22 protein-coding genes are annotated in these 25,324 nt (G+C 65.6%); 17 read left to right on the top strand and 5 right to left on the bottom strand.

Translation table 11 applies throughout. The annotated features are described in order from the left end of the window. Nucleotides 1–124 precede the first annotated feature (124 nt). Together ELS24_RS19865 and bktB are read left to right on the top strand one after the other, a co-directional pair. Complete coding sequence (locus tag ELS24_RS19865; RefSeq protein ID WP_050448506.1) at nucleotides 125–910, top strand: crotonase/enoyl-CoA hydratase family protein; 786 nt, start codon at nucleotides 125–127, stop codon at nucleotides 908–910. Between the two features lie 53 nt (nucleotides 911–963). Next, the gene (bktB, locus tag ELS24_RS19860) at nucleotides 964–2,145 is read left to right on the top strand and encodes a beta-ketothiolase BktB (RefSeq protein WP_050448480.1); all 1,182 of its coding nucleotides are present in this window, start codon (nucleotides 964–966) and stop codon (nucleotides 2,143–2,145) included. 45 nt (nucleotides 2,146–2,190) lie between these two features. Here the strand turns inward: bktB and ELS24_RS19855 are convergent, their stop codons facing one another. Beyond that, the gene (locus tag ELS24_RS19855) at nucleotides 2,191–2,964 is read right to left on the bottom strand and encodes an IclR family transcriptional regulator (protein WP_050448479.1); all 774 of its coding nucleotides are present in this window, start codon (nucleotides 2,962–2,964) and stop codon (nucleotides 2,191–2,193) included. A gap of 139 nt (nucleotides 2,965–3,103) precedes the next feature. Between ELS24_RS19855 and ELS24_RS19850 the strand changes: the two genes are divergently transcribed. The 11 genes from ELS24_RS19850 to ELS24_RS19800 all read left to right on the top strand — a co-directional run bounded on the left by ELS24_RS19850 (nucleotide 3,104) and on the right by ELS24_RS19800 (nucleotide 16,014). After that, the gene (locus tag ELS24_RS19850; RefSeq protein WP_050448478.1) at nucleotides 3,104–3,907 is read left to right on the top strand and encodes an enoyl-CoA hydratase; all 804 of its coding nucleotides are present in this window, start codon (nucleotides 3,104–3,106) and stop codon (nucleotides 3,905–3,907) included. Further along, nucleotides 3,904–5,988 carry an acetate--CoA ligase family protein gene (locus ELS24_RS19845; protein ID WP_127185127.1) on the top strand — a complete coding sequence of 695 codons (2,085 nt, stop codon included), beginning with the start codon at nucleotides 3,904–3,906 and terminating at the stop codon, nucleotides 5,986–5,988. Before ELS24_RS19850 ends, ELS24_RS19845 begins: the two co-directional genes overlap by 4 nt. A 47-nt stretch (nucleotides 5,989–6,035) precedes the next feature. Continuing rightward, entirely contained in the window at nucleotides 6,036–7,004 is a 969-nt protein-coding gene (locus ELS24_RS19840) for a Bug family tripartite tricarboxylate transporter substrate binding protein (RefSeq protein WP_050448476.1), read from the top strand. A 5-nt stretch (nucleotides 7,005–7,009) separates the two neighbouring features. Beyond that, nucleotides 7,010–8,296 (top strand): acyl-CoA dehydrogenase family protein, encoded by a 1,287-nt coding sequence (locus ELS24_RS19835; RefSeq protein ID WP_205736923.1) that lies wholly within the window; start codon nucleotides 7,010–7,012, stop codon nucleotides 8,294–8,296. Nucleotides 8,297–8,331: 35 nt separating this feature from the next. Continuing rightward, complete coding sequence (locus ELS24_RS19830) at nucleotides 8,332–9,435, top strand: acyl-CoA dehydrogenase family protein (RefSeq protein WP_240669339.1); 1,104 nt, start codon at nucleotides 8,332–8,334, stop codon at nucleotides 9,433–9,435. Nucleotides 9,436–9,501: 66 nt separating this feature from the next. Next, on the top strand, nucleotides 9,502–10,272 hold the full coding sequence (locus ELS24_RS19825) for a spermidine synthase (protein WP_127185126.1): 771 nt from the start codon (nucleotides 9,502–9,504) through the stop codon (nucleotides 10,270–10,272). 190 nt (nucleotides 10,273–10,462) lie between these two features. Next, entirely contained in the window at nucleotides 10,463–11,215 is a 753-nt protein-coding gene (locus ELS24_RS19820; RefSeq protein ID WP_050448473.1) for a GntR family transcriptional regulator, read from the top strand. Continuing rightward, nucleotides 11,166–12,482: a malonyl-CoA decarboxylase domain-containing protein gene (locus tag ELS24_RS19815; protein WP_164741275.1), complete on the top strand. Its 1,317-nt coding sequence runs from the start codon at nucleotides 11,166–11,168 to the stop codon at nucleotides 12,480–12,482. Before ELS24_RS19820 ends, ELS24_RS19815 begins: the two co-directional genes overlap by 50 nt. Before the next feature lie 54 nt (nucleotides 12,483–12,536). Next, nucleotides 12,537–13,328, top strand: a complete 792-nt coding sequence (locus ELS24_RS19810) for an enoyl-CoA hydratase/isomerase family protein (protein ID WP_127185125.1) — start codon at nucleotides 12,537–12,539, stop codon at nucleotides 13,326–13,328. Between the two features lie 5 nt (nucleotides 13,329–13,333). Continuing rightward, complete coding sequence (locus ELS24_RS19805; protein ID WP_127185124.1) at nucleotides 13,334–14,875, top strand: malonate--CoA ligase; 1,542 nt, start codon at nucleotides 13,334–13,336, stop codon at nucleotides 14,873–14,875. A gap of 167 nt (nucleotides 14,876–15,042) precedes the next feature. Then, complete coding sequence (locus tag ELS24_RS19800; RefSeq protein WP_127185123.1) at nucleotides 15,043–16,014, top strand: Bug family tripartite tricarboxylate transporter substrate binding protein; 972 nt, start codon at nucleotides 15,043–15,045, stop codon at nucleotides 16,012–16,014. Between the two features lie 43 nt (nucleotides 16,015–16,057). On the opposite strand, the gene ELS24_RS19795 is transcribed toward ELS24_RS19800, so the two are convergent. Next, nucleotides 16,058–17,014, bottom strand: a complete 957-nt coding sequence (locus tag ELS24_RS19795; protein ID WP_050448468.1) for an aldo/keto reductase — start codon at nucleotides 17,012–17,014, stop codon at nucleotides 16,058–16,060. A gap of 269 nt (nucleotides 17,015–17,283) precedes the next feature. Here ELS24_RS19795 and ELS24_RS19790 point away from each other — a divergent pair, with 269 nt between their 5' ends. From ELS24_RS19790 to ELS24_RS19780, 3 genes are all read left to right on the top strand, one after another. Beyond that, complete coding sequence (locus tag ELS24_RS19790; RefSeq protein WP_050448467.1) at nucleotides 17,284–18,255, top strand: ABC transporter substrate-binding protein; 972 nt, start codon at nucleotides 17,284–17,286, stop codon at nucleotides 18,253–18,255. Between the two features lie 295 nt (nucleotides 18,256–18,550). Next, the gene (locus ELS24_RS19785) at nucleotides 18,551–19,441 is read left to right on the top strand and encodes an ABC transporter permease (protein ID WP_127185122.1); all 891 of its coding nucleotides are present in this window, start codon (nucleotides 18,551–18,553) and stop codon (nucleotides 19,439–19,441) included. A 1-nt stretch (nucleotide 19,442) separates the two neighbouring features. Next, nucleotides 19,443–20,237 carry an ABC transporter ATP-binding protein gene (locus ELS24_RS19780; RefSeq protein ID WP_127185121.1) on the top strand — a complete coding sequence of 265 codons (795 nt, stop codon included), beginning with the start codon at nucleotides 19,443–19,445 and terminating at the stop codon, nucleotides 20,235–20,237. Between the two features lie 172 nt (nucleotides 20,238–20,409). On the opposite strand, the gene ELS24_RS19775 is transcribed toward ELS24_RS19780, so the two are convergent. From ELS24_RS19775 to ELS24_RS19765, 3 genes are read right to left on the bottom strand one after another with little or no spacing between them, the layout of a single operon-like run. After that, the gene (locus ELS24_RS19775) at nucleotides 20,410–21,657 is read right to left on the bottom strand and encodes an NAD(P)/FAD-dependent oxidoreductase (RefSeq protein WP_127185120.1); all 1,248 of its coding nucleotides are present in this window, start codon (nucleotides 21,655–21,657) and stop codon (nucleotides 20,410–20,412) included. Further along, entirely contained in the window at nucleotides 21,650–23,314 is a 1,665-nt protein-coding gene (locus tag ELS24_RS19770) for an NAD(P)/FAD-dependent oxidoreductase (RefSeq protein ID WP_127185119.1), read from the bottom strand. The genes ELS24_RS19775 and ELS24_RS19770 overlap by 8 nt, the downstream gene beginning before the upstream one ends. Beyond that, entirely contained in the window at nucleotides 23,314–24,825 is a 1,512-nt protein-coding gene (locus ELS24_RS19765) for a polyamine aminopropyltransferase (protein ID WP_127185118.1), read from the bottom strand. The genes ELS24_RS19770 and ELS24_RS19765 overlap by 1 nt, the downstream gene beginning before the upstream one ends. A gap of 89 nt (nucleotides 24,826–24,914) precedes the next feature. Between ELS24_RS19765 and ELS24_RS19760 the strand changes: the two genes are divergently transcribed. After that, nucleotides 24,915–25,301 (top strand): DUF350 domain-containing protein, encoded by a 387-nt coding sequence (locus ELS24_RS19760; protein WP_127186405.1) that lies wholly within the window; start codon nucleotides 24,915–24,917, stop codon nucleotides 25,299–25,301. The last annotated feature ends 23 nt before the right edge of the window (nucleotides 25,302–25,324 follow it).

Raw genomic sequence — 25,324 nt, 5'->3', positions numbered from 1 at the left:
ATACTGGCTATGTATCACCACGCCCAAAACTAATATTGGACGATGCCCAGGCGCGGGGCCTACGCTGGTGCTTTCGCCGCTGCGCGCGCAGGCGATTCATGAACTTTCATTTCAGGAGCACAACATGACGGAACTCGTGCATTTCGAGCTGGACGCCGACGGCGTGGCCACGCTGACGCTGGACGACCCGGCCACGCGCAACGCACTTACCGGTAGCGACATCGTGGACCAGATGCTGGCCGTGTTCGCGCGCATCGAACGCGACCCGGCCGTGCGCGTGCTGATCCTGACGGCGGCGGGCAAGGCGTTTTCCTCAGGCGGCAACATCAACGAGATGCAGCGGCAGATCGGCCCCGAGGTGGGCAGCGTGGAATTGCGCCAGGAATACCGGCACGGCATACAACGCCTGCCGCTGGCGCTGCATGCGCTGGAGGTGCCGACGATTGCGGCCGTGAACGGGCCAGCCATCGGCGCGGGCTGCGACCTGGCCTGCATGTGTGACGTGCGTATTGCATCGGAGGCCGCCACGTTTGCCGAAAGCTTCGTCAAGCTGGGCATCATTCCGGGGGACGGCGGCGCCTGGTTTCTGCCGCGCCTGATCGGCATGGCGCGCGCCGCCGAAATGTCGTTCACCGGTGACGCCATCAGCGCGGCCACCGCGCTGGAATGGGGCCTGGTGTCGCGCGTGGTGCCGGCCGTGGAACTGTTGCCCGCGGCGCGCGCGCTGGCGGGACGCATGGCGGCCAATTCGCCCCAGGCCGTGCGCCTGACCAAGCGGCTTTTGCGTGAAAGCCAGCATGCTCGGCTGGACGCCTTGCTGGAACTGTCGGCGGCTTATCAGGCGCTGGCCCACAAGACCGACGCGCACGCCGATGCCGTCGCCCAATTCCTCGCGGCGCGGCGGCGCTAGGCCGGCAGTATGATGGAAACATCGCATGGAAAACACCACAAGGAGGAAACACCATGAATGAAGTCATCGTCGCATCGGCAGTCCGCAGCGCCATTGGCGACTTCGGCGGCGCGCTGAAAGACGTGCCGCCCTGCGACCTGGGCGCCACCGTCATCCGGGCCGCGCTGGAACGCGCCGCCGTCAAGGGCGACGAGGTCGGCCACGTTGCGGTGGGCCACGTCATCAACACTGAACCGCGCGACATGTATTTGTCGCGCGTGGCGGCCATGAATGCCGGCATCGCCAAGGAAACGCCAGCCTTCAACGTCAACCGCCTGTGCGGCTCGGGCCTGCAGGCCATTGTGTCCGCCGCGCAAACCATCATGTTGGGCGATGCCGACATCGCCATCGGCGCGGGCGCCGAAAGCATGAGCCGCGCCCCGTACATCGTGCCCTCGCAACGCTGGGGCGCCCGCATGGGTGACAGCACCATGCTGGACATGATGACCGGCGCCTTGTCCGACCCCTTTGGCCGCATGCACATGGGCGTTACCGCCGAAAACGTGGCGGCCAAGTTCGGCATCAGCCGGCAAGATCAGGACATGTTGGCCGTGGAATCGCATCGCCGCGCGGCTGCCGCCATTGACGCCGGCTATTTCCGCGACCAGATCGTGCCGGTGGTGTTGAAGACACGCAAGGGCGAAGTCGTGTTCGACACCGACGAGCACGTGCGCCGCGACGTCTCGGCCGACACCATGGCCGCGCTCAAGCCCGTGTTCAAGAAAGAAAACGGCACCGTCACGGCAGGCAATGCGTCGGGCCTGAACGACGGCGCGGGCGCCGTGGTGCTGATGAACGCCTCGGTGGCCGCCAAGCGTGGCGTCAAGCCGCTGGCGCGCCTGGTGGCGTACGCGCATTCGGGCGTGGACCCGGACATCATGGGCATCGGGCCGGTGCCGGCCACGCAGGCCGCGCTCAAGCGCGCCGGGCTGACGGTGGACCAACTGGACGTCATCGAAGCCAACGAAGCCTTTGCCGCGCAAGCCTGCGCCGTGTCGCGCGAACTGAAGCTGGACCCGGCTAAGGTCAACCCCAACGGTAGCGGCATCGGCCTGGGCCACCCCATTGGCGCCACCGGCGCGATCATCACCGTCAAGGCCCTGCACGAACTGCAGCGCGTGGGCGGACGCTACGCGCTGGTGACGATGTGCATCGGCGGCGGGCAGGGCATCGCGGCCATTTTCGAGCGCATTTAAGTTGCTGACTGCACGCGCCCCGCCATCACGCGGGGCGCGTGTCCATCATTCATGGCCCAGATAGTCCTGCGCCCAGGCCAGGCATTCAGCGTGCAGCAGTGCGCCCATCTTGGCGCGGCGCGGCGCATCCAGCCGGCTGCTGATGGCGCCGAAGCTGAACGCCACCCACGTCAGTTCCGACACCGGAAACGCCACTCCCACCCCCGACACGCCCGGCGTGATCGTGTCCACGATCTCTGAATACCCCGCCGTGCGCGTCTGCTTCACGGCCTTCATCAAGGCAGTGCTTGATACGCCGATCTGCGCATAGCTGGCCGCGTGCCGCGCATACAGCGACGCAATCTCTTCATCCGCCAGGCTGGCCATCAGCGCCAGGCCGCCCGCGCCCACACCCAGCAGTCGGCGTTCGCCCTGGTCGATGGTGAATACCTTCACCGGAAACGAACCCGCCTCGCGCAGCAGGCACAGCGCGTAGTCGCCCTGGCGGATCACCAGGAACACCGTGTCGCCCGACAGCCGCGCCAGTTTCTGCGCGAACGGCCGCAGCGCGTCCAGCAGCGGCGTGCGGCGCAGCGCGGCAAAGCCCAATTGCATGGAATCCACACCCAGGCGGTAGCGCCGCGTGCGGCCATCGCGCTCGGCGAACTGCTCTTCCAGCAGGCAGCTCAACAGGCGATGGGCAGTGGAGCGTTCCAGCCCGGTAGCCGCCATGACGCCTTGCAGGTCAATGCCGTCTTCCTGGTGTTGCGCCAGCACCCGCAGCAACCCCAAGGCCCGACGCATGCTTTGAGTCCCGCCGGTGGCCATTGTCTTGTTCATATTGTGGGAAAAGTTGATTGAATATTTTGTATTCTAGGATTCAAGGTGCGTTAATTCAATCAAATCAATGCAGCGCAAGCGCTGCGATCCCACCGACCCGGGCCACGCGAGCCCGGGCTTCGCAAGAGACGAGGAGACTATGGAATACGCCACCCTGGCCGTCGAGCACCACGACTCGGTCTGCCGCATCAGCCTGGCGCGCGAATCCGCGCGCAACGCCCAAAGCCAGCAGATGCTGGATGAACTGGACGACGCCTTGACCCGCGCAGAGCAGGACGACGCCGTCCGGGTGGTGGTGCTGGCCGGGCGCGGCGCGCATTTCTCGGCGGGTCACGATTTGAAAGAAGCGCAGGCCAAGCGCGCGGACTTCACCGTGGAAGAACGCTGGGAATACGAATCGCGCCGCTATTACGGCTACTGCCTGCGCATTTGGGACTTTCCCAAGCCCACGGTGGCCCAGGTGCAGGGCGCCTGCGTGGCCGGCGGCTTCATGATCGCCAATATGTGCGACCTGGTCGTGTGCGCCGACACCGCGTACTTCTCCGACCCGGTCGGCCACACACTGGCGGCCGCCGCCACCGAAGTGCTGATCCACCCCTGGGTGATGGGCCTGCGCAAAGCCAAGGAAATGCTCTACACCGGCGAAAAGGTCGACGCACAGGAAGCGCTGCGCATCGGCATGGTGAACCGCGTCGTGCCCGAGGCAGAGCTCGACGACGCCACCCTGGCTTTGGCGCGGCGCATTGCGCAGGCGCCGCCGTTCGGGCTGCGGCTGATCAAGCGGTCGCTGAACCGCACCGCCGATGCGCAAGGCTTTCGCACTGCGCTGTCGGCCCACTTCGACACGCATCAACTGTCGCACCTGAGCGAAGAATTCCAGGCGGTGCGCGAGCGCGGGCTGGCGCAAGCGATTCAGCGCAACAAGAAGGGCGAAACGGCATGAGGCCCGCGCTGGATTGCCTGCTGGATCCGCATTCCATCGCGATGATCGGCGCCAGCGCCAACGGGGGCCGCATCGGCGGCATGCCCTTGGAATTACTGACGCGCTTTGGCTACGCGGGCGGTATCTATCCGGTCAACCCGAAGTACCAGGAAGTGTTCGGCAAGCGCTGCTGGCCCGACATCGAATCCGTGCCCGAACCCGTGGACCTGGCGGTGCTGGCGATTGCCGCGGCGGACGTCACGCCCATGCTGCGCCGCTGCCGCGCCAAGGGCGTGCGCGCGGCCATCGTCTATGCGGCGGGTTTTGCGGAAGCGGGTGGCGAAGGCGTGCGCCTGCAAGACGAGCTGGAAGCCTTCGTGGCGCAAAGCGGCATGGCCGTGGCCGGGCCCAACTGCATGGGTTTCGCCAACTTGAACACGCAGGCGCACACGGCGTTTGCGTCGGTCTTCAAGACCGCGCCGGCGCAGTCCGGGCCGGGCGTGGTCAGCCTGCTGACGCAAAGCGGCAATGTGTGCGCGGCGGTGTACGCCATTGCGCGCCGGCTTGATCTGCCGTTCTCGCATTTCATCAATACCGGCAATGAGGCCTGCCTGGATTTCTCGCAGTACCTGGAGTATCTGGCGGGGGACTCGCGCACCGAAATCGTGCTGGGCTATATCGAACAACTGCGCGACGGTGAACGCTTCGTACGTGCCTGTCGTGAACTGGAACGCCAGGGCAAACTGCTGATTGCCCTGAAGGCCGGCAACACCGACAAGGGTGCGCAGGCCGTGCGTTCGCACACGTCGGCGCTGGCGGGCGACCGACGCGTGTACGCGGCGGCGTTTCGCCAACTGAACGTGATCGAAGCCACCGACTTTGCGCAGATGGCGCATCTGGCCAGCCTGGCCACGCTGCGCCATCGCAGCGCCGGCAAGCGCGTGGCGGTGTTGACGATGTCCGGGGCGCTGGGCGCGATTCTGGCCGACAAGTTCATCGGCGCGGGGCTCGACCTGCCCGATCTGCCCGACGATTTGCAAGCCGTTCTGCGCGGCGGCATTCCCGACTACGGCATGGTCGGCAACCCGGTGGACGTGACCGGCAACGTGGTCAACGACCCCGACTTCGTGCGTACCGTGCTGCAAGCCCTGGCCACCACCGACGCCATTGACGCGGTGGTTGTGTACGCGCCCGGCTACATGCTGGACCGCATGGCCGATGCCTTGGCCGAGGCGTCGCGCCAGCATGCGCGCCTGTTCATCGCCATCGATACCGGCCTGGCGCAAAGCCGCGCCACCTTGCGCGAGGCCGAGGTGGCCGTGTTTGAAGACCTGGGGCAGGCGGTGTCCGCGCTGGCGCCTTACCTGCTGTGGTGCGAGGCGCGCGGCAGTCATCGCATTGCGCCCGTGCCGCGCCTGGATGCGACGGCGGTGCCGGCGCTGCCCTGCAACGAAGCCGATGCGCGCGCCTACCTGGCCGCCTTCGGTCTGCCACAGGCCACGGTCCATGCCGCGCGCAACGCCGACGAAGCCGTGGCCGATGCACGCGCGGCGGGCTATCCCGTGGCCTTGAAGATTCTTAGCGCCGACATCGCGCACAAGACGGAAGTGGGCGGCGTGGCGCTGGGGCTGGCGGATGACGACGCCGTCATAGCGGCCCGCGAACAGATTCTGCATTCGGCGGCCGCCGCGCAACCCGATGCGCGTATCGACGGCGTGATGGTGCAGAAGATGGAACGCGGCGTGGCTGAACTGATTGTGGGCGCCACGCGCGATCCGGTCTTTGGTCCCGTGCTGACAGTGGGCCTGGGCGGCGTGCTGACGGAAATCTATCAAGACACCAGCCACCGGCTGCTGCCCGTGGACGAAGACATGGCTATGCAGATGCTGCGCGAGCTGAAGGCCTTTGCGCTGCTGGACGGCTATCGCGGTAAACCGCGCGCCGATCTGGCGGCGGCCTGCCGAAGCATCGTCGCCGTGGGCAACGCCATGCTTGCCGCGCCGGCGACTGTGGCGGAAATTGAAGTCAATCCCTTGCTGATCAAAGAGGCGGGACAAGGCGTTGCGGTACTGGACGCGCTGATCCTGCCCGCAACCCCGTAGTGCAACCGCGCAAACCGCGCAAGCGCATCCCCCAGGAGGAGACAAGCATGATGAAAAGACTATTGGCCGGCGTAGCGCTGGCCTGCATCGGCGTGACAGGCCCGTCGCACGCCCAGGATCCGTATCCCAACCGCCCCGTGCGTATCGTGGTGCCGTTTTCGCCTGGTGGCGCGACGGACATCATGAGCCGCCTGCTGGCTGAACAGTTGACGGCCAAGCTGGGCCAGACCGTCATCGTGGAAAACAAGCCGGGCGGGGGCACGATGATTGCGTCCGACTACGTGTCGCGCGCCGCGCCCGATGGCTACACGCTGCTGATGGCGGCGTCGTCGCTGGGCATCGCGCCCAGCATCTACGCCAAGGTCAATTACGACCCCATCAAGGACTTCGCGCCGGTCAGCCAGGTGGCCTCGGTGGTGCATGTGCTGGAGGTGCATCCGTCGGTTCCGGCCAAGAACGTGGGCGAACTCATCGCCTATCTGAAAGCCAACCCGGGCAAGGTCAGCTATGGCTCGGTGGGCGCCGGCAGCTCCACGCATCTTGAGGCCGAACTCTTCAACAGCATGGCCGGCGTGCAGATGGCGCATATCCCGTACAAGGGCAGCGCGCCCGCGCTGAACGATCTGGTGGCCGGGCGCATCCAGGTGATGTTCGACGCCTGGGCCTCGTCCGGCCCCTTCGTGAAGGACGGCAAGCTGCGCGCGCTGGCGGTGACGACCACGAAGCCATCGGCGTCAGTGCCGGACCTGCCGACGGTGGCGGCGTCCGGGCTGCCCGGCTATTCGGCCATGCCGTGGCTGGGTCTGGTGGCGCCGGCGGGCACGCCGCAAGCCGCAATCGACAAGCTCTACCAGAGCCTGGCGCAGATTCTGGCGCAGCCCGAGGTGAAGGCGAAGTTCACGGGCCTGGGGCTGGACATCATCGGCAGCGACCCCAAGGCCTTCTCCGCCTTCATCCGGCAAGACGTAAGCACCTGGGCCAAGGTGGCGCGCGAATCCAACATTCGACTGGAGTAGCAGGAATGGCTCGACAGGAACACGCCTCGCACGATGGCGCGGGGCGGGGCGCATGGCAGAAAGGCGCGGTGCGGGAAGTCGCACAGCCGGCGCCCGCGTGGCAGGAAAGCGCCGCGCGGGCCATCGCGGCCACTGACGACACCGCCTTCCGCCAGCAACTGCGCGCGTGGCTGAACGACGCCTACGCCGGCTTCGTGCGTGGCTGGCCTGGCGGCGCGGCCCCGCGCAACCTGGACTTCAGGCGAGCCTGGGAAGATGCGCTGTGCGCCGCCGGCTGGTCGGGCCTGGGTTGGCCACCAGATTATGGCGGGCGGGGCTTGCCGCTGTCGCGCCAGGCCGTGTTCCATGAAGAGCATGCGCGTTGCGGCGCGCCCTTGGGCGTGAACCTGATCGGCCACGGCATTCTGGCGCCCACGCTGCTGCACTTTGGCAGCGAGGCGCAGAAGCGCCGCTTCCTGCCCGGCATTCTGTCCAACCGCGAGGTCTGGTGCCAGGGCTATTCGGAACCCGGCGCTGGCTCCGACCTGGCCTCGGTGCGCACGCGCGCCGAAGCCGTGGCGGGCGGCTACCGCGTGAACGGCCACAAGATATGGACGTCGTTTGCCGACCGCGCGCAGTGGTGCTTCGTGCTGGCGCGCACGGACACCAGCGCGCCCAAGCACAAGGGCTTGAGTTTCCTGTTGGTGGACATGCGCAGCCCCGGTGTGCGCGTGGAACCCATTCGCCAGATGACGGGCGAGGCCGAATTCTGCGAAGTGTTCTTCGACGATGTCTTCGTGCCGCAAGACCTGCTGCTGGGGCAGGAGAACCAGGGCTGGAAGGTGGCGATGGCCGCCGCCAGCTTTGAACGCGGCACCTATTTCATTCCGCGCCTGGTTCGCTTTGGGCAAGAGCTGGATGCGGTGCGGCGGCTGGCGTTGCGCCCCGATGCCTATGGGCATGTGCCGGCCTCGTCGGCGGCGGTGCGCCACAAGTGGGCGCGGCTGGCGGCCGACAGTCATGTGCTGGCACTGAAGTCGCAACGCGCGCTGGAAGGCGCCATGCGCGGTGACCCGCCCGGCCCGGAAGGCTCGTCCACCAAAATCCACTGGAGCGAGGCGCATCAGCGGCTGCTGGAACTGTCCATGCAGATGCTGGGCGATGAGGCGTGCTTGGCGGACAGCACCGACGCACAAGCGGCGGAGCTGACCCACGCCTACCTGTGGTCGCGCGCCGAAACCATCCTGGCGGGCACGTCCGAGATCCAGCGCAACATCATTGCCGAGCAGATGCTGGGCCTGCCGAAAGCTTGAATGCCACGAGCCTGAACTTTGCCACGACAAGCACCATGACTTTTTCCTTGAACGAAGACCAGCGCATGCTGCAAGAGGCGGCCGGGCGCTTTTTGGCCGACCGCCACCCTCCAAGCGTCGCCCGCGCGGCGACAACGCGTACGGGGGACGCCCGCCTGGCGCTGTGGCGCGAGATTGCCGAGCAAGGCTGGCCCGCGCTGCTGGCGCCAGCAGGGCACGATGGGCTGGGCTTGGGCCTGGGTATGCGAGAAGCCTGGATCGTGGCGGAAGCGGCGGGGCGCCATTTGCTGAGCCTGCCGTTGGTGTCGAACATGGTGGTGCTTCCCACCCTGTGCGAGGCCGGCGCGGCAGGGCCCGTGGCGCAGTGGGCGCAAGCCATGATGCAAGGCGAGATGTATTTCGCGGATGCGGCGATGCGGCCGGACGGCTCGGCGTTCATCGAGGGCGCGGGGGCAGGCGTGCCGGCCTTGGCGCTGCGATGCCTGGGGCCAGGCAGCTTGCGGCTGGAACGCCATGCGCCCCTGTCCGGCACGGTGGGCACCGAGGGCGCTTCGGGTATTTCCAGCACGTCGGGCATGTCGGCCACCGCCGGCCTGGATCCGACGATGCCGGTGGCGCGGGTGGCGCGCCCCGAGCTGCAGGAGGCTATCGAGTTAACAGTCGACGCGCGCATGTGGCGACGCTTGAAGACCCGCATGACGCTGCTGCGCTCGGCGGAATTGCTGGGCGCGGCGTCGGCGGCCTTGGACATGGCGGCGGCGTACGCGCGTGAACGCCGCCAGTTCGACCGCGCCATCGGCGCCAACCAGGCGATCAAGCATCGCCTGGCCGACGACTGGATGGCGCTGGACGACGCGCGGCTGGCCGGCATGGCCGCAGCGGCGTCGCACGACGCCGACGCACCGTCGGCAGACCGCGACAGCCTGTACGTACCGTTGCTGGCGGTGGAAGGCGGCCGGCGCGCCGTGCAGAACGCGATTCAGGTGCATGGCGCCCTGGGCATCACCTGGGAATGCGACGCGCACCTGTACCTGAAGCGGGTGCTGCGGCTGGCGGCGAGCCTGCACGCAGAGGCGTCTTGCACCGAATGGCTGGAGCGGATCTGGGAAGGGGCCGACGCTGAACGGGTTGCGGCCTGATAGGGCATCCCGGCGTGGCGCTCGCTTGTGAGACGCCCGCGCGGCGTCCGCCCTACAATCGCCGCCATGAATAAATCGAACTTCCCTTCCGAACTTGACCAGCCGACCCTGTCCGAACTGGACGGCGTGCGCTATCTGCACTTCAACACCCAGTGGGTCCAGGGCGCCATGCGTGTCAAGACCCCGGCCGAGCTGGTGCTGGAATACACCGGCCAGATGATGGCCTGGCTGCTGTTCCTGGAGCCGCCCAAGGAAGAGGCCATCGGCATGCTGGGCCTGGGCGCGGGTTCGCTGGCGCGCTTTTGCGTGAAGCACACGCGCAGCCCGCTGCTGGCCGTGGAATGGAACCCCCGCGTAACCGCCGCCTGCCACATGTTCTTCCGCCTGCCCGGATCGAACCGGCTGCAAGTCGAACACATGGACGCCGGCCTGTGGGTGGCCGACCCCGCCAACGCCGGACGTTGCCCCGTGCTGATGGTGGACCTGTATGACGCCGCCGCCGAAGGCCCGGTGCGCGACAGCGTGAAGTTCTACCGCGATTGCCGGCGCGTGCTGGGCGAGGTCGGCGTGGTGGCGGTGAACCTGTTCGGCCGCCACGAAAGCTTCGGCAAGAACATCGAAAACCTTTCCAAGGCCTTTGACGACCGCGTGGTATTGCTGCCGGAAGTGGACGCGGGCAACCAGATCGTGCTGGCTTTCTCGGGGCCGCGCCTGTCGGTCACGCCCGCCGAATTGCTGGAACGCGCGGAAGTGGTCGAATCCCGATACGGGCTGCCGGCGCGCCGCTGGGCGCGGGCGCTGACCCGCCACGCCGTGGACGGCGTGCTGCACTTCTGATCGGTCCCCGGCGTTCTGCCGGGGGCGTTTTCGTCTTTAGGATCGTGTTCGGGGGCGGAAGGGGTTTTCCCGGGGCTTTACCTTTTTCCGCGTCGGGATTTAACATGGGCCTGTTCATAATTATGAATTACGGCGTCACGTACAGCGTCACATACAGCGTCACATACGGCGTCCATTCCAGCCCCGCCCCATGAGCCAACCCATCGTCCGTCAAGCCCTCTACCTGGAAGTCGCGGATCGCCTGCGCGCCATGATTCACGCGCGTGCGCTGTGCAATGGCGAGTGGATCGACGAACTGCGCTTGGCCGGCGAAATGGGCATTTCCCGCACGCCCTTGCGCGAAGCGCTGAAGGTGCTGGCCACCGAAGGGCTGGTGCGGCTGGAACCTCGGCGCGGCTGCTTCGTCAACGAACTGTCCACGCAAGACCTGGAAGACATCTTCCCGCTGATGGCCATGCTGGAAGGACGCTGCGCCTTCGAAGCCGCGCGCAAGGCCTCGGACGTAGAACTGGCCGCGCTTGAGCCGCTGCACGCCGAACTGGCCGGCCATGCGCGCGCTGGCCGTATCGACGCCTACTACCAAACCAATTACCTGATCCACGAAGCCGTGCAGGCGCTGGCCGGCAACCAATGGCTGTCGGACATGGTGGGCAACCTGCGCAAGGTGCTGAGCCTGTCGCGCCACCGCAGCCTGGCGCGGCCCGGGCGCATCCAGCAGTCCTGCGCCGAACACCTGGCCATTTTCGAAGCGCTCAAAGCGCACGACAGCGACGCCGCCCAGACGCTGGCCCACACCCATCTGATGCGCCAATTGGAAGCCCTGCGCGCATTGGCCAATGAAGACGCCGCCGACCCGGCTTTGACCGATCCCATCGTTATCCAGGAGCCCGCCCATGTCCGTACCCGCCAATCTCGCGCCCGCGCGGGGCGCTCGCACGCCTGAACCCGACCCCGAACTGATCGATGCCGCCGCCGCGGCCGAAGGCGCCAGCCTGATGACTCGCCTGGGCAAGCTCTGGGAGCGCGGCCGTTTGCCCAGCGAATCCGAAGTGCGCCGCCTGTTCGAAGCGCGCCTGACCGACGTGGCCGCCAACAAGCTGGCGCGCCGCTGGTGCGAGCAATACAGCGCGGCCGACGGCAAGGACCGCCGGCTGATGCTGGCCGCCCTGGCGCAAGTGCGCGCCACGTTCCCCGGCGATGGCGGCGAGGGCACGCGCCTGTTCAAACGCTTCAACGCCTTGCCGCAGGGCCTGCGCTTCCTGGTGGATCTGCGCGCGGACATGCTGCGCTGGCGCAAGCAGGTGTCCGGCATCCAGGGGCTGGACAAGGAACTGGAAGGCCTGCTGTCGGCATGGTTTGACGTGGGCTTGCTGGAGCTGCGCCCGCTGACCTGGGATTCGCCCGCCTCGCTGCTGGAAAAGCTGATTCTGTACGAAGCCGTGCACGAGATCACATCATGGGATGACCTGCGCCGCCGCGTGTCGCCCGACCGCCGTTGCTATGCCTATTTCCATCCGCAGATGCCGGGCGTGCCGCTGATCTTCGTGGAAGTGGCGTTTGCCAGCAATATGGCCGACAACGTGCAGGTGCTGCTGGACAGCAGCTTGCCGCCGCAGGATCTGGACAAGGCGCGCTGGGCCATCTTCTATTCCATTTCCAACACGCAGCCCGGCCTGAAGGGCATCAGCTTCGGCAACTTCCTGCTTAAGCGCGTGGTCGAGCAACTGCTGGAAGAACTGCCCAAGCTGAAGAACTTTGCCACCCTGTCGCCCATCCCCGGGTTTTCGGACTGGCTGGGCAAGCTGGACGCCAACGCCGTGGAGGCCATCGTGCGCGAAGACAAAACGCGCGCCAAGGACCGCAAGCGCGAAGGCGTGCCCGACGGGCAGCGTTGGGTGTCTCGTCTGGCCAAGGCCGCGCAGGGCCCAGCGTCCGACGTGGTCAAGCGCGCGGGCTTCCGCCTGGCGGCGACCTATCTGCAATCCATGAAAAACGGCTTGCCGCTGGACCCGGTGGCGCGCTTTCACCTGGGCAACGGCGCCCGCATTGAACGCTTGAACTGGGCGGCTGATACGTCCACCAAGGGGCTCAAGCAATCCTGCGCGCTGATGGTCAATTACCTGTACGACCTTGACGAGCTGGACACCAACCTGGCGCGCCTGGGCGAGGGCAAGCCCCAGGTCAGCCGAGGGGTGGGGCGCGTGGCCTGATTGCCATTGCCCGGCGACGACAGCAAGACATATCAATAAAAAAGGGTAGGGGACATGACGCAAGACGTGACCGGCCGCGTGCGGCTGGAACGCGAAGGGGCCTTGGCCTGGGTGACGCTATCGCACCCGGGGCGCCTGAACGCGATAACGGTGGGCATGTGGGGCGAACTGCGCGACGTGTTCACGCGCGTGTCGGCCGACGACGCCCTGGGCTGCGTGATCGTGCGCGGTGAAGGCGGCAATTTCGCGGCAGGCGCCGACATCCGCGAATTCCCCGCCCAACGCGCCGACATGGCGGGCGTGCAGCGCTATCACCGCGACATCCTGGCGCCGGCCCTGCAAGCCGTGGCCAGTTGCCCGCATCCGGTGGTGGCGCAGATTGAAGGCGTGTGCGTGGGCGGCGGGCTGGAAATTGCCAGCCAGTGCGACCTGCGCATCGCGGGCGCATCCGCCCGTTTCGGCGTGCCGATCAACCGCCTGGGTTTTCCCATGGCGCCCGATGAAATGCGCGGCCTGCTGGCGCTGGTCGGGCGCGCGGCCACGCTGGCCATCCTGCTGGAAGGCCGCGTGTTCGGCGCCGACGAGGCCCATGGCCTGGGCTTGCTGACGCGCATCGTGCCAGATGACCAGGTTGCCGACGCCGCGCGCCGCAGCGCTGAACGCATCTGCCAGGGCGCGCCCTTGGCCGCCCGCATCAATAAACGCCTGTCGGCCAGGCTTGCCCAAGGCGGCGCCTTGACCGAAGACGAATATCAAGATTATTTCTCCTATGCCGAAAGCCGGGACCACCAGGAAGGCGTGCGCGCATTCCTGGCCGGCGTAGATCCATCCTTTTCCGGAGACTGACCAAGGTGAGCAACGCCAATCTATATGCTGTCCTGCAAGGCGGCTTTCCCACAGACCGCAGCAAAGTCGCGCTGGAAACGCCCGACCTTGAATACACCTGGGATGACATCGATCGCGCCTCCGCGTGCCTGGCCAACCTGCTGACCTCGCTGGACCTGCCCGACGGGTCGCGTGTGGCGGTGCAAGTGGAGAAGTCGCCGGAAGCGCTGCTGCTGTACCTGGCCACCTTGCGCGCCGGCCTGGTGTATTTGCCGCTGAACACGGCCTACCGCGAAGCCGAGATCGAATATTTCCTGGGCAATGCCGAGCCGGCCGTCGTGGTCTGCGCCAGCAAGAACCGCGACTGGGTGCAGCGCGCCGCCGACAAGGCCGGCTGCGCGCACGTCTACACGCTGGACGAAGACCGCACGGGCACGCTGCTGGACGCCGCGGGCAGCCTGCCGCAAACGTTCAAGACCGTGGAGCGCAAGCCGGACGACCTGGCCGCCATTCTGTACACGTCCGGCACCACCGGCCGCAGCAAGGGCGCGATGCTGTCGCACGGCAACCTGGCCGCCAACGCGCAGGTGCTGCACGAATACTGGGGCTGGCGCGAAGACGACGTGCTGCTGCACATGCTGCCCATCTTCCACGTGCACGGCTTGTTCGTGGCTTCGCACGGGGCCTTGCTGGCGGGCGCCAAAATGATCTGGCTGCCCAAGCTGGACGCCGACCAGGCGCTGCATTACCTGCCGCAATGTACGGTGATGATGGGCGTGCCCACCTACTACGTGCGCCTGCTGGCCGACCCGCGCTTTGACCGCGCCGTGTGCGCCAACATGCGCTTGTTCATCTCGGGTTCGGCGCCGCTCCTGGCCGAGACCTTCTCGGACTTCAAGACCCGCAGCGGCCACGCCATTCTGGAACGCTACGGCATGAGCGAGACCGTCATGCTGACGTCCAACCCCTACGATCCGAAACTGGGCGAACGCCTGGCCGGCACCGTCGGCCGCGCGCTGCCGGGCGTGCAGGTGCGAGTGGTGGATGACGCGGGCGTGGCGCTCGCGCCGGGCGAGATCGGCAATGTGCAGGTGCGCGGCCCCAACGTGTTTTCAGGCTACTGGCGCATGCCCGAAAAAACGCGCGAGGAATTCACCGTAGACGGCTGGTTCAAGACGGGCGACGTCGGCCGCTGGGGCGGTGAATCCGCCGGTCGCGACGTGCCCGCCGATACGCTGTCCATCGTGGGCCGCAGCAAGGACCTGATCATCTCGGGCGGCTTCAACGTCTATCCCAAGGAAATCGAAACCCTGATCGACGACATGCCCGGCGTGGCCGAATCGGCCGTCATCGGCGTGCCGCATCCGGACTTCGGCGAAGCCGTCGTCGCTGTGGTGGTGCCCAAGGACGGCGTGTCGCTGGACGCGGATGCCATGCAGCGCGAACTGAAGTCGCGCATTGCGAACTTCAAGGTGCCCAAGCGCGTGCACATCGTTGACCAACTGCCGCGCAACACCATGGGCAAGGTGCAAAAGAACGTGCTGCGCGAAACCTATCAGGCGCTTTGACGCCAACCATCAGTGCCGGCCTTCAGGGGCCGGCATTTTTTTCTTCAAAGGAGGCAGCGCCGACCCGATTCCCGCTACGCAGTCCTGGCAGCTTCATTCAATAAAAAATTCAAGAGACGAGACGCAGACAACCGCGCCGTCCCCGTGATGCAGCAAGAGGAGACATTATGAAAGTTCGCACGATCGCCACGGCCGTATTCGCCGTGGCAGCCCTGGGTTTCGGCGGCACGGCCGCCGCGCAATGGCCAGAGCGCGCCATCACCTTGATTGTTCCGTTCCCCGCTGGCGGCGGCACGGATACCTTCGCCCGTCCGCTGGCCCAGCAACTGACCATGCAACTGGGCCAGACGGTCGTCATCGACAACAAGGGTGGCGCGGGCGGCACGGTGGGCGCCGGTGTGGCGGCCAAGGCCAAGCCCGACGGCTACACCTTCTTCATGGGCGGCGCGCACCATGCGCTGGCTCCCTCGCTCTACAAAAACCTCAGCTACAACATCCAGAAGGACTTCGTGCCCGTGGCACTGGTGGCGCAGCCGCCCCAGGTAGTGGTGATCAACGCCGGCAAGCTGCCGGTCAAGACGCTGCAGGAATTCATCGACTATGCCAAGAAGCATCCCGGCGAAATCAACTACGGCACGGCCGGCAAGGGCAGTACGCACCATCTGGCGGGCGAGCTGTTCGCCATGCAGACTGGCATCAAGTTAGTCGACGTGCCCTACCAGGGGGCGGGGCCTATGCTGTCGGCGCTGATCGGCGGACAGGTGGACATGGCGTTCGACGGCCTGGGTTCGTCGGCCGGCCACATCCGCGCGGGGGCAATCAAGCCCTTGGCCGTGGCCGCCACCGAACGGTCGGCTTCCTTGCCCGACGTGCCCACCGCTGCCCAGGCGGGCGTGCCGAATTACGTGGTCTCCACGTGGTACGCCATCTGGGCGCCGGCCGGCACGCCGCAAGAGGCCGTCGACAAGATGGCGTCTGAAATCACCAAGGCATTGAACACGCCGAAGTTGAAGGAAACCTGGGCCGGCAATGGCTCGGCGGTGCCCAACATGACGGGCCCCGCCTTCGGCAAATTCGTTGACAGCGAAGTGGCTCGCTGGGCGAAAGTGGTGAAGGATTCCGGCGTGACGCTGGATTGATGCGGGGGCGCCGCTAGTTCCCACTAGCGGCGCTTGGCCCTCGTCAGCGCCACTCGCTGGCCTGGGTCAGCTTGGTCAACTGGTCATGCGTCAGCGTCAGGCTGGCGGCCTTGACCAGTTCGTCCAACTGCGCCAGGGACGTGGCGCTGACGATGGGCGAGGTGATCCCCGGCTGCGCGATCTGCCAGGCCAGCGCGGCCTGCGCGGGCGTGCAGCCGGCGTCTTCCGAGACTTCGTCCAGCGCCTTCAGAATGCGCATGCCGCGTTCGTTCAGATACGTGTCCACAATCTTCTGGCCACGCGCGCTTTTGCCGGCATCGGCCGCGCTGCGGTACTTGCCGCTAAGAAAGCCGCTGGCCAGCGCGTAGTAGTTGATCGTGCCCATCTGCTGCGTCTTCACCAGGCTTTGCAAGCCGGATTCAAAGGACGCGCGGTTGTACAGGTTGTATTCGGGCTGAATGCTTTCGTAGCGCGGCAGGTCGTGGCGTTCGGCCGCGATCAGCGCTTCGGACAGGCGCACCGCCGTGTAGTTCGACGCGCCAATGGCGCGCACCTTGCCCGCTTCCATGTGCTTGGCGTATTCGGCCAGCGTGTCGGTCAGCGGCGTGTCCTGGTCGTCCTTGTGCGACTGGTACAAATCCACGTAGTCGGTCTGCAACCGGGCCAGCGAGGCCTCCAGCGCGCGCCGGATGTACGCGGGCGACAAGCCCACCGCGTCAGGGCCCATTTCCATGCCGACCTTGGTGGCGATCATCACGCGGTCGCGCTTGCCCGAGCGCTTGAGCCATTTGCCGATCAGGGTTTCAGATTCGCCGCCCTGGTTGCCGGGAGCCCAGCGCGAATACACGTCGGCCGTGTCGATGAAATTCAGGCCCGCGTCCACCATGGCGTCCAGCAGGGAAAAGGCGCCGGCTTCGTCAACGGTCCAGCCGAAGACGTTGCCGCCGAAGGTCAGCGGGGGAACTTGCAGGCCGGAACGGCCCAGCGCGCGTTTGATCATGGTGAGGCCTTTGGTTGCGTCTGACGGGTTGCCCGGGCTGCTGAATGAAGCGCGGGGCAGCAAGAGCCCGGGTGGCGATATTTAGTATATTGGCGCCGCGCGTCCCGGCTTGGAGCATGCCTGATTGGCATGCACCATTTCAGGGATTCCCCGCAAATTCTTTTGTCTGGCGGCAAGTTAGACTATACGGCTTTACGGCTGACCGACCGGCGGGAAGCCGCCGGCGCAGTTGTAGTAATGAACAAAACCAAGGGTTCAAGGAGCTTAGTATGCTGATCGGAAAAAAACATTTTCTGACGGTTGGCGCCATGGCGCTGGCAATGGCTATCGCCGCGCCGGTGTCCGCGCAGCAAAAATCGGTGGCGGTGACGGCCATCGTCGAGCACCCGGCGCTGGATGCCGTGCGTGACGGGGTGCAAGACGCCCTCAAGCAAGCCGGTTTTGAATCCGGCAAGAACCTGAAGTGGCAGTACCAAAGCGCGCAGGGCAACAACGGCACCGCCGCGCAGATCGCCCGCAAGTTCGTGGGTGACCGCCCGGACGCCATCGTGGCCATCGCCACGCCGTCGGCCCAGGCCGTCGTAGCCGCCACCAAGGACGTGCCCGTGGTGTATTCCGCCGTGACCGATCCCGTGGCCGCCCAACTGGTCAAGAGCATGGACGCCACGGGCACCAACGTGACCGGCGTGTCGGACATGCTGGCGCTGGAAAAGCAGGTTGAACTGATCAAGAAAATCGTGCCCAACGCCAAGCGCGTGGGCATCGTCTACAACCCGGGCGAGGCCAACTCGGTCGTGGTGGTGAAGAAGCTTCAGGAAATTTTGCCCAAGTCGGGCATGAGCCTGGTGGAAGCCGCCGCCCCGCGTTCGGTGGACGTGGCATCCGCTGCGCGCAGCCTGATCGGCAAGGTCGATGTCATCTACACCAACACCGACAACAACGTCGTGTCGGCGTATGAATCCCTGGTCAAGGTGGGGAACGACGCCAAGATCCCGCTGATCGCCTCCGACACCGACAGCGTCAAGCGCGGCGGTATCGCGGCGCTGGGCATCAACTACCACGACCTGGGCATGCAGACGGGCAGGGTGGTCGTACGCATTCTGAAGGGCGAAAAGCCCGGCGCGATTCCGTCGGAAACGATCTCCAAGCTGGAACTCTACGTGAACCCGGGCGCCGCCGCCAAGCAGGGCGTGACGCTGTCGGACGACGTCATCAAGTCGGCCGCGGTGGTTGTGAAGTAAAGCGCCACCGGCCAGACCCCGCCACGCCCGAGCGGTGTGCGCGGGGTTTTTGTTAGGTTTTTTTGGGGCGCGCGGCGGTCCGGCCCCTGTTGTTTTGCTCCCTTTCCTTGCTTTGACCGACATCGCTTTCGGCCCGGCCGGCAAGCGCGCGCAGGCTTGGGCGCGAAACGCGAGAAAATGACGAACCGGGAAACGTTTATTGCGAAAGCTCGGGTAAAACTGATGCCGGAACGCAAGAAATCCGACGTTTCAAGTCTTTAATATGCACCATCCTTACCCTGATTGGATTTAACCCATGTCATTGTTCTCGTTGTTAGGCGCGTTGGAGATCGGGCTGATCTTCAGCCTGGTGGCCTTGGGCGTGTTTATCTCCTTTCGCCTGCTGCGCTTCCCCGACCTGACCGTTGACGGCAGCTTTCCGCTGGGCGGCGCCGTCTGTGCCACGCTGATCGCGTCGGGCACCGACCCGTTTTCCGCTACCGTCATCGCCACCATCGCCGGCGCGGCGGCGGGGCTGGTGACGGGCTGGTTGAACGTGAAGCTGAAGATCATGGATCTGCTGGCCAGCATCCTGATGATGATCGCGCTGTACTCGATCAACCTGCGCATCATGGGCAAGCCCAACGTTCCGCTGATCACCGAACCCACCGTGTTCACCATCTTGCAGCCGGAGTGGATTTCCGACTATGTCGCGCGTCCGTTGATCCTGATCGTGATTGTGATCCTGGTGAAGCTGGCGCTGGACTGGTTCTTCGCCACGCAAAGCGGCCTGGCGCTGCGCGCCACCGGCTCCAACGGCCGCATGGCCCGCGCGCAGGGTGTCAACACCGGCCGCATGATCCTGGGCGGCATGGCGTTGTCCAACGCGCTGGTGGCGCTGGCCGGCGCGCTGTTCGCACAGACGCAGGGCGGCTCGGATATTTCGATGGGCATCGGCACCATCGTGATCGGCCTGGCCGCGGTGATCGTCGGCGAAAGCATCCTGCCGTCGCGCAGGCTGGTGCTGGCGACGCTGGCCGTGATCATCGGCGCCATCGTCTACCGCTTCTTCATCGCGCTGGCGTTGAATAGCGATTTCATCGGCCTGAAGGCGCAAGACCTGAACCTCGTCACCGCGGTGCTGGTCACGATTGCCCTGGTCATCCCCATGCTCAAGCGCCGTCTCGTCGGCAAGAAGGGGCGCTGATATGTTGTCCGCAAAAGATCTGAAAATTACCTTCAACGCGGGAACGCCCATCGAAACGCGCGCGCTGCGTGGGTTGTCGCTGGAGATTCCGTCAGGCCAGTTCGTGACCGTCATCGGGTCCAACGGCGCCGGCAAGTCGACGTTCCTGAACGCGGTGTCGGGCGACCTACCCGTTGATTCGGGCACGATCGACATCAATGGCGTGGATGTGACGCGCCAGCCCGTCTGGGCACGCGCCGGCCAGGTGGCCCGGGTATTCCAGGACCCCATGGCAGGCACCTGCGAAGACCTGACCATTGAGGAAAACATGGCGCTGGCGCAGATGCGCGGCGTGCGCAGAGGGTATAGCCGCGCGGTCAAGGCGTCGATGAAGGAAGGGTTTCGCGAACGGCTGGCCACGTTGGGCTTGGGGCTGGAAAACCGGCTGACCGACCGCATCGGGTTGTTGTCGGGTGGCCAGCGCCAGGCGGTCAGCCTGCTGATGGCGGCCTTGCAGTCGTCACGCATTTTGCTGCTGGACGAGCACACCGCGGCGTTGGACCCGCGCACCGCGGATTTCGTGCTGCAACTGACGGCGCGCATCGTGGCCGAAAACCAGTTGACGACCATGATGGTGACCCACAGCATGCGCCAGGCGCTGGACGTGGGTGACCGCACGGTGATGCTGCATCAGGGGCAAGTGGTGCTGGACGTATCCGGCGACGAGCGCCGCGGCATGGACGTGCCGGATCTGCTGGCGATGTTCGAGCGCGTGCGCGGGGAAAAGCTGTCGGATGATGCGTTGTTGTTGGGGTAGGACGGCGGCTATCCTTTATGGCGATCGCCATTTGCCCATACCCGATCGTCAAACGACCCACCGTAGGATGGGTGAAGCGCGCGATTCCCGTCGCAAGAACCCCATCCTGGATCGCGCGCAACCCATCAATCACCGCCCGTGAGACGCCCTAAATCACCGCCCGCGACACACCCTAAATAAACCGCCCCGGCCGAAACGCCTGGTGGCGCGATGCCTCACCCTCGTCGAACATCAACTCGCCCAATATCTTCGCCGTGCCCGGCGCGGTGCTGAAACCTATATGCTGATGGCCCAGCGCCAGCCATAACCCAGGGTGCTTCGGCGCCTGCCCGATCATCGGCCGGCTATCGGGCAGGGTAGGGCGACGACCCAACCAAGCTGCCGCGTCCAACCGCTCACCCAACGGAAACGCTTCACGCGCCCGCGCTTCCGCCATGTCCAACTGCGTGCTGCGCGGGGCGGCTTCGCAGGCGTCCAGTTCCACACCCGTGGACAAGCGCAGCCCGCGCGCCATGGGCGACAACACATACCCGCCGCCCGTGTCGTACACCGGGCGCGTGACGCTGGCCCCGTCTTCACCACGGTAATGCATGTGATAACCGCGTTCGAACGCCATCGGCAAATCGATGCCCGTGCTCTTCAACATCGCCTTCGACCACGGCCCCAGCGCCACCACCAATTGCTCCGCCGACACTGATTCCGAGCCTTGTGCGCCTTGCACCGTCCATCCCTGGTTATCGCGTCGGATGCTTGCGGCCTGCAAGCGTTTGAACGTGCCGCCCTTGGCGCGGAACAGGTCGGCGTAGGCCGCTACCACCGCATGCGGGTCGTCAACCGAATACGAGCCCTGGATCCACAGCGCGCGGTGAAAGATCGGCGACAACGCCGGTTCCAGCTCCGCCAATTCGGCGGCGTTCAAGGTTTGCGTCGGCACCTGATACTGCGCAAAGGTGTTGCGCGCCAACGCGCTGCCGTGCCATGCCGCCTCGCTGCGGTACAAAAACACCCAGCCGGTGTCCCGCAAGCGATGTCGCGCACCAGCTTCGTCCAACAGCTTCAAATGTTCGGGCGCGGACTGCCGGATCAGGCCGTCCAGCGCCTTCACGGTTTCCTTGAACACCGACGGCCGCGCGTTCAACAAGAACCGCGTCGCCCAGCCCAGGTTCCTGGCCAGATACGACGCGCGATATCGGAACTGCACGCTGTCGTTCTTCATCAAGCGGGGCAGTTGCCCCCACAAACCGGGATGGTTGAACGGCATCAGTGAACTGCGCGCCAGCACGCCCGCGTTGCCCAATGACGTTTCCATGCCGGGCGCCTGGCGGTCGACGAGAGTCACGCGCACACCCCGGCGCAATAGCTCCAGCGCGCAACACACGCCCACAATGCCCGCGCCCAAGACGATGACGTGCTTATCCATGTGTTCCTATTCCTGTTCCTTCACCTGGCGCGGCTTGCCCCAAAATCCGGCCCGCCGCCACCACGCCCCACCACGACGCTTCCTCAAAGACGGAATAGCCCGACAAGTCCGCATGCGCGAACAGCACCGGGCCGTCCACGTCACGCAAGGCGGCAAGCCCGGCGTTGGATAGATACCCGCACAGCGGCGAAGCCATGGCATGACCGCGCACGGTGATGTCCAACCGACGCGCGTTGCGCCAGAATTCGCGGCCATAGGCGGCAATCAAATCGGCGGCGGCTTCGTCGCGCAGGTCTTGCGGGCTGGCCGTGGTCAACCATTGCCGCGCGGCGCTGGGTGTCTGCCCGCTTAGCGCGTGATAGGCCGTGAAGGCAGTGCGCGGCGAGCGCGTCACGCGCAGCAATTGGTGCGTGGACACCACATAGCCCAGCCCGCGCCCCTGGTAGACCACGTTGTCCCAGGACAGCGGTTCGCCGGGGGCCTCGATGGGATAGCCTTCCAGCAAGAAATTGGACACCAGCCAGGGCGCATGCGACGAGGCATGCACGGCCGGGTCATACCCATAGGCGCGGATGTCGGGCAGGATGCGTTGGGCCACGAACAGCGGCATGGCGCACACTGTGCGCCGGCTTTGCAGCGTGTAGGCGAGCGGCTCGGCGTCCAGCCTCAAACAGGTCGTCAAGGGGCCGGCGGGCGTCTCGGCCACGCGCACTGCCGTGCCGGCCATCAGCCAGTGGGTGTGCCCCAGCTTTTCATCAATGGATTGGCGCATGCTCTCGGCCAGCACCGACAGGCCGCCCGGCCAGGTCAGTACGGCGCCTTCGCCGGCATTGGCGGCATGGCCGTCGCGGCTGGCGAAATAGTGCAGCCCCGCCCAGGCCGAGACCACGTCGTAGTTCGCGCCGTAGTCGTCGCGGCAGCAGTAGTTCAGATACCAGTGCAGGGCGGGCGACGTGTAGCCTTCGCGGTCCAGCCATTGCTTGAAGGTGATCGCGTCCAATGCCCGCCACGCGGGGTCTTCCGACGACAGCACAAGCGGAATGCAAAAGACCTTGCGCCCATCGTTGCCAAGCTGGGTATGCAGGCGCTCGATCAGCGCCAGGAAGCGATGGTGTTGCGCCACGTCCGCATTCGGCAAGCCCGTCATGGGCAGCAGGCCGTCTTCCCAAGTTCCGTTGCGCAGCAGGCGTTCTTGCGGAGAATGCACCAGGATGGTCTCGTCGTAGTACGGACGGATATCGCCCGCGCCGCGTTCGATGATGCCGAAGTCGGCCAGCATCTCGCGCACGTGGGTGGACGCCATCGAGGGCAGCGGCAGGTAATGCGCGCCCAGCGGATAGTGCAGTTCATCGCGCAGCCCGCCCGCCGCGTTGCCGGCGAATTCCGGCCCTTGCACCACGACGAAATCGGTGAACCCTTCGCGCGCCAGCTTCCAGGCGCAGGACAGGCCCGCCACCCCCGCGCCCAAGATAACCACCTGATGCCGATAGTTGGCCGTGGGCGCGGGCAGCGCGGCGCCGTCGCGCAGCGCGTGCCCGGCCTGCATGCCGGGATAGGACACGTCGGCCGGGGTCTCGACGATGCGCGACCGGGCGTACCCTGCCGCGCCCGCCACCGCTGCCGTGGCCGCGCCCAGAAGAAAGCTGCGGCGTCGCATCAGCGAATGACCTTGCGCCAGTCCTCGTCGAAATAGCGCACGAGCGACTGCTCATTCAAGCGGTTGGGCGGCATCGCCAGCGCCGGCATGTCGGCGGGGAAGTGGAAGAGTTCGCGCGTGGTGACGGCATCCAGGTAGCGCGTGGGCACGGTGATCTTTTCAGGCGGCGTGTAATCGCGCCGCTTGCTGGCCAGGATGAAGCCCCAGTCGCCGAACGACGGCACATAGGTGTGATACGGCCAGGTGTTCAGCCCGGCTTCCTTCAGCGTGGCGTCCACGCTCCAGAACGAGCGCGGCGCGAAGTAGGGCGACGTGGACTGGATCACCATATAGCCGTTTTCCGCCAGATGGCGCGCCATCAGGTGATAGACGGGCACCGAGTACAAACGGCCCAGGCCGAAATTGGACGGGTCCGGGAAATCCACCACGATGAAGTCGTAGACCTCGGCATGCGTTTCCAGCCAGCGGCCGGCGTCGTCGTTGATGACGGTGACGCGCGGGTCCTTGAGCGAACCCTGGTTCAGTTCAACCAAGGGCTCGGAACGCGAAAACAGCCCCGTCATGGCCGGGTCCAGATCCACCAGCGTGATGTGCTCGACATTCTTGTATTTGAGGATTTCGCGCACCGCCAGCCCGTCGCCGCCGCCCAGCACCAGCACGTTGCGCGCCCAGGGCAGCGTCTGCAAGCCCGGATGCACCAACGATTCGTGGTAACGATGTTCATCGCGTGACGAGAATTGCAGGTTGTTGTTGATGTACAGGCGCAGGTCGTCGTGCCAGCGCGTTACCACCAGGCGCTGGTAGGGCGTGGTTTCCGCATGCACCACGTCGTCGCCGTACAGGCCTTTTTCGGCCCAGGTCGTCATGGCGGTGGAATAGAAGAAGCCCAAGCCCAGGAACCCGATCACCACGCAGGCGCGCAAGGCCTTTTCACCGGGGCGGCGCACTTCGGCGCGAAACAGCCACGTAGTCCACAGGGCCACGCTGGCGTTCAGGATACCGAACAGGAAACTGGTGCGCAGCAGCCCCAGCTTGGGCGCGAGCAGCAGCGGGAAGATCAGCGACACGGCCAGCGCGCCCAGATAGTCGAAGGTCAGCACGCGGCTGACGATTTCGCGGAATTCGGCCTTGCGCTGGTTGAACACCCGCATCACCAGCGGAATCTCCATGCCCACCATCAAGCCGATGACGAAAACGCCCACATACAGCGCCGCGCGAAAGGGCGCGGACAGCCAGGCAAACACCAGGAACAGAACCGCCGCCGACACGCCGCCCAACAAGGCCACCAGCAGCTCGACGTCGATAAACCGATTCAAAACGTCTTCGTCTTTTACATATTTTGACAACCATGAACCGATGCCCATGGCGAACAAATAGCAGCCGATGACGGAAGAGAACTGAAGGATGGAATCGCCCAGTAAATAGCTGGCCAGCGCGCTGCTGATGAGCTCATAGCCCAAACCGCAGGAAGCAACGATCAATACCGATAGGATGAGAACGCGGTCGCGCATGAGGTGTCCGGGGCGAAAAATGCGTTCGCAGTATATCGAACGCCGCGTATATACTGCGCGCAATTAGGAGGCTGGCAATGGGAGAAGCGATGCATCCGGCGGTGACCTATCTGATCTATATCGTCTCGGCGCTTGTCATGCTGGGCGTCTTCACGGCGGTCTATACCGCCGTGACCCGCTACAAGGAATTCGACCTGATCCGCGAAGGCAACATCGCCGCCGTGCTGTCGTATGGCGGCGCGCTGGTGGGCTTCAGCTTCACCTTGTGCTCAAGCATTGCCGTGCATGCCAGCTTCGTGATGTTCCTGGTGTGGGGCCTGGCCGCCATGCTGGTGCAGATCGTTGTGTACGTGGTGGTCAACAAGGCCATCCAGGGCATGAACGAGGCCATCGAACAAAACAACATCGCCATGGGCGGCCTGATCGGTTCGATCTCGCTGGCCGCCGGCATCGTGAACGCGGCCTGCCTGACCTGAGGGCGGGCGCCGTCGAATCCGAT

It is taken from the genome of Achromobacter spanius (assembly GCF_003994415.1).
Classification (GTDB): Bacteria; Pseudomonadota; Gammaproteobacteria; order Burkholderiales; family Burkholderiaceae_B; genus Achromobacter; species Achromobacter spanius_C.
This window is presented reverse-complemented; position numbering and strand designations above follow the sequence as displayed.

Bases quoted from the DNA above. Each gene is read 5' to 3' on its own strand.
- ELS24_RS19865 (WP_050448506.1), top strand. From the start codon at position 125: ATGACGGAACTCGTGCATTTCGAGCTGGACGCCGACGGCGTGGCCACG.
- bktB (WP_050448480.1), top strand. From the start codon at position 964: ATGAATGAAGTCATCGTCGCATCGGCAGTCCGCAGCGCCATTGGCGAC.
- ELS24_RS19855 (WP_050448479.1), bottom strand. From the start codon at position 2,964: ATGAACAAGACAATGGCCACCGGCGGGACTCAAAGCATGCGTCGGGCC.
- ELS24_RS19850 (WP_050448478.1), top strand. From the start codon at position 3,104: ATGGAATACGCCACCCTGGCCGTCGAGCACCACGACTCGGTCTGCCGC.
- ELS24_RS19845 (WP_127185127.1), top strand. From the start codon at position 3,904: ATGAGGCCCGCGCTGGATTGCCTGCTGGATCCGCATTCCATCGCGATG.
- ELS24_RS19840 (WP_050448476.1), top strand. From the start codon at position 6,036: ATGATGAAAAGACTATTGGCCGGCGTAGCGCTGGCCTGCATCGGCGTG.
- ELS24_RS19835 (WP_205736923.1), top strand. From the start codon at position 7,010: ATGGCTCGACAGGAACACGCCTCGCACGATGGCGCGGGGCGGGGCGCA.
- ELS24_RS19830 (WP_240669339.1), top strand. From the start codon at position 8,332: ATGACTTTTTCCTTGAACGAAGACCAGCGCATGCTGCAAGAGGCGGCC.
- ELS24_RS19825 (WP_127185126.1), top strand. From the start codon at position 9,502: ATGAATAAATCGAACTTCCCTTCCGAACTTGACCAGCCGACCCTGTCC.
- ELS24_RS19820 (WP_050448473.1), top strand. From the start codon at position 10,463: ATGAGCCAACCCATCGTCCGTCAAGCCCTCTACCTGGAAGTCGCGGAT.
- ELS24_RS19815 (WP_164741275.1), top strand. From the start codon at position 11,166: ATGTCCGTACCCGCCAATCTCGCGCCCGCGCGGGGCGCTCGCACGCCT.
- ELS24_RS19810 (WP_127185125.1), top strand. From the start codon at position 12,537: ATGACGCAAGACGTGACCGGCCGCGTGCGGCTGGAACGCGAAGGGGCC.
- ELS24_RS19800 (WP_127185123.1), top strand. From the start codon at position 15,043: ATGAAAGTTCGCACGATCGCCACGGCCGTATTCGCCGTGGCAGCCCTG.
- ELS24_RS19795 (WP_050448468.1), bottom strand. From the start codon at position 17,014: ATGATCAAACGCGCGCTGGGCCGTTCCGGCCTGCAAGTTCCCCCGCTG.
- ELS24_RS19790 (WP_050448467.1), top strand. From the start codon at position 17,284: ATGCTGATCGGAAAAAAACATTTTCTGACGGTTGGCGCCATGGCGCTG.
- ELS24_RS19785 (WP_127185122.1), top strand. From the start codon at position 18,551: ATGTCATTGTTCTCGTTGTTAGGCGCGTTGGAGATCGGGCTGATCTTC.
- ELS24_RS19780 (WP_127185121.1), top strand. From the start codon at position 19,443: ATGTTGTCCGCAAAAGATCTGAAAATTACCTTCAACGCGGGAACGCCC.
- ELS24_RS19775 (WP_127185120.1), bottom strand. From the start codon at position 21,657: ATGGATAAGCACGTCATCGTCTTGGGCGCGGGCATTGTGGGCGTGTGT.
- ELS24_RS19770 (WP_127185119.1), bottom strand. From the start codon at position 23,314: ATGCGACGCCGCAGCTTTCTTCTGGGCGCGGCCACGGCAGCGGTGGCG.
- ELS24_RS19765 (WP_127185118.1), bottom strand. From the start codon at position 24,825: ATGCGCGACCGCGTTCTCATCCTATCGGTATTGATCGTTGCTTCCTGC.
- ELS24_RS19760 (WP_127186405.1), top strand. From the start codon at position 24,915: ATGCATCCGGCGGTGACCTATCTGATCTATATCGTCTCGGCGCTTGTC.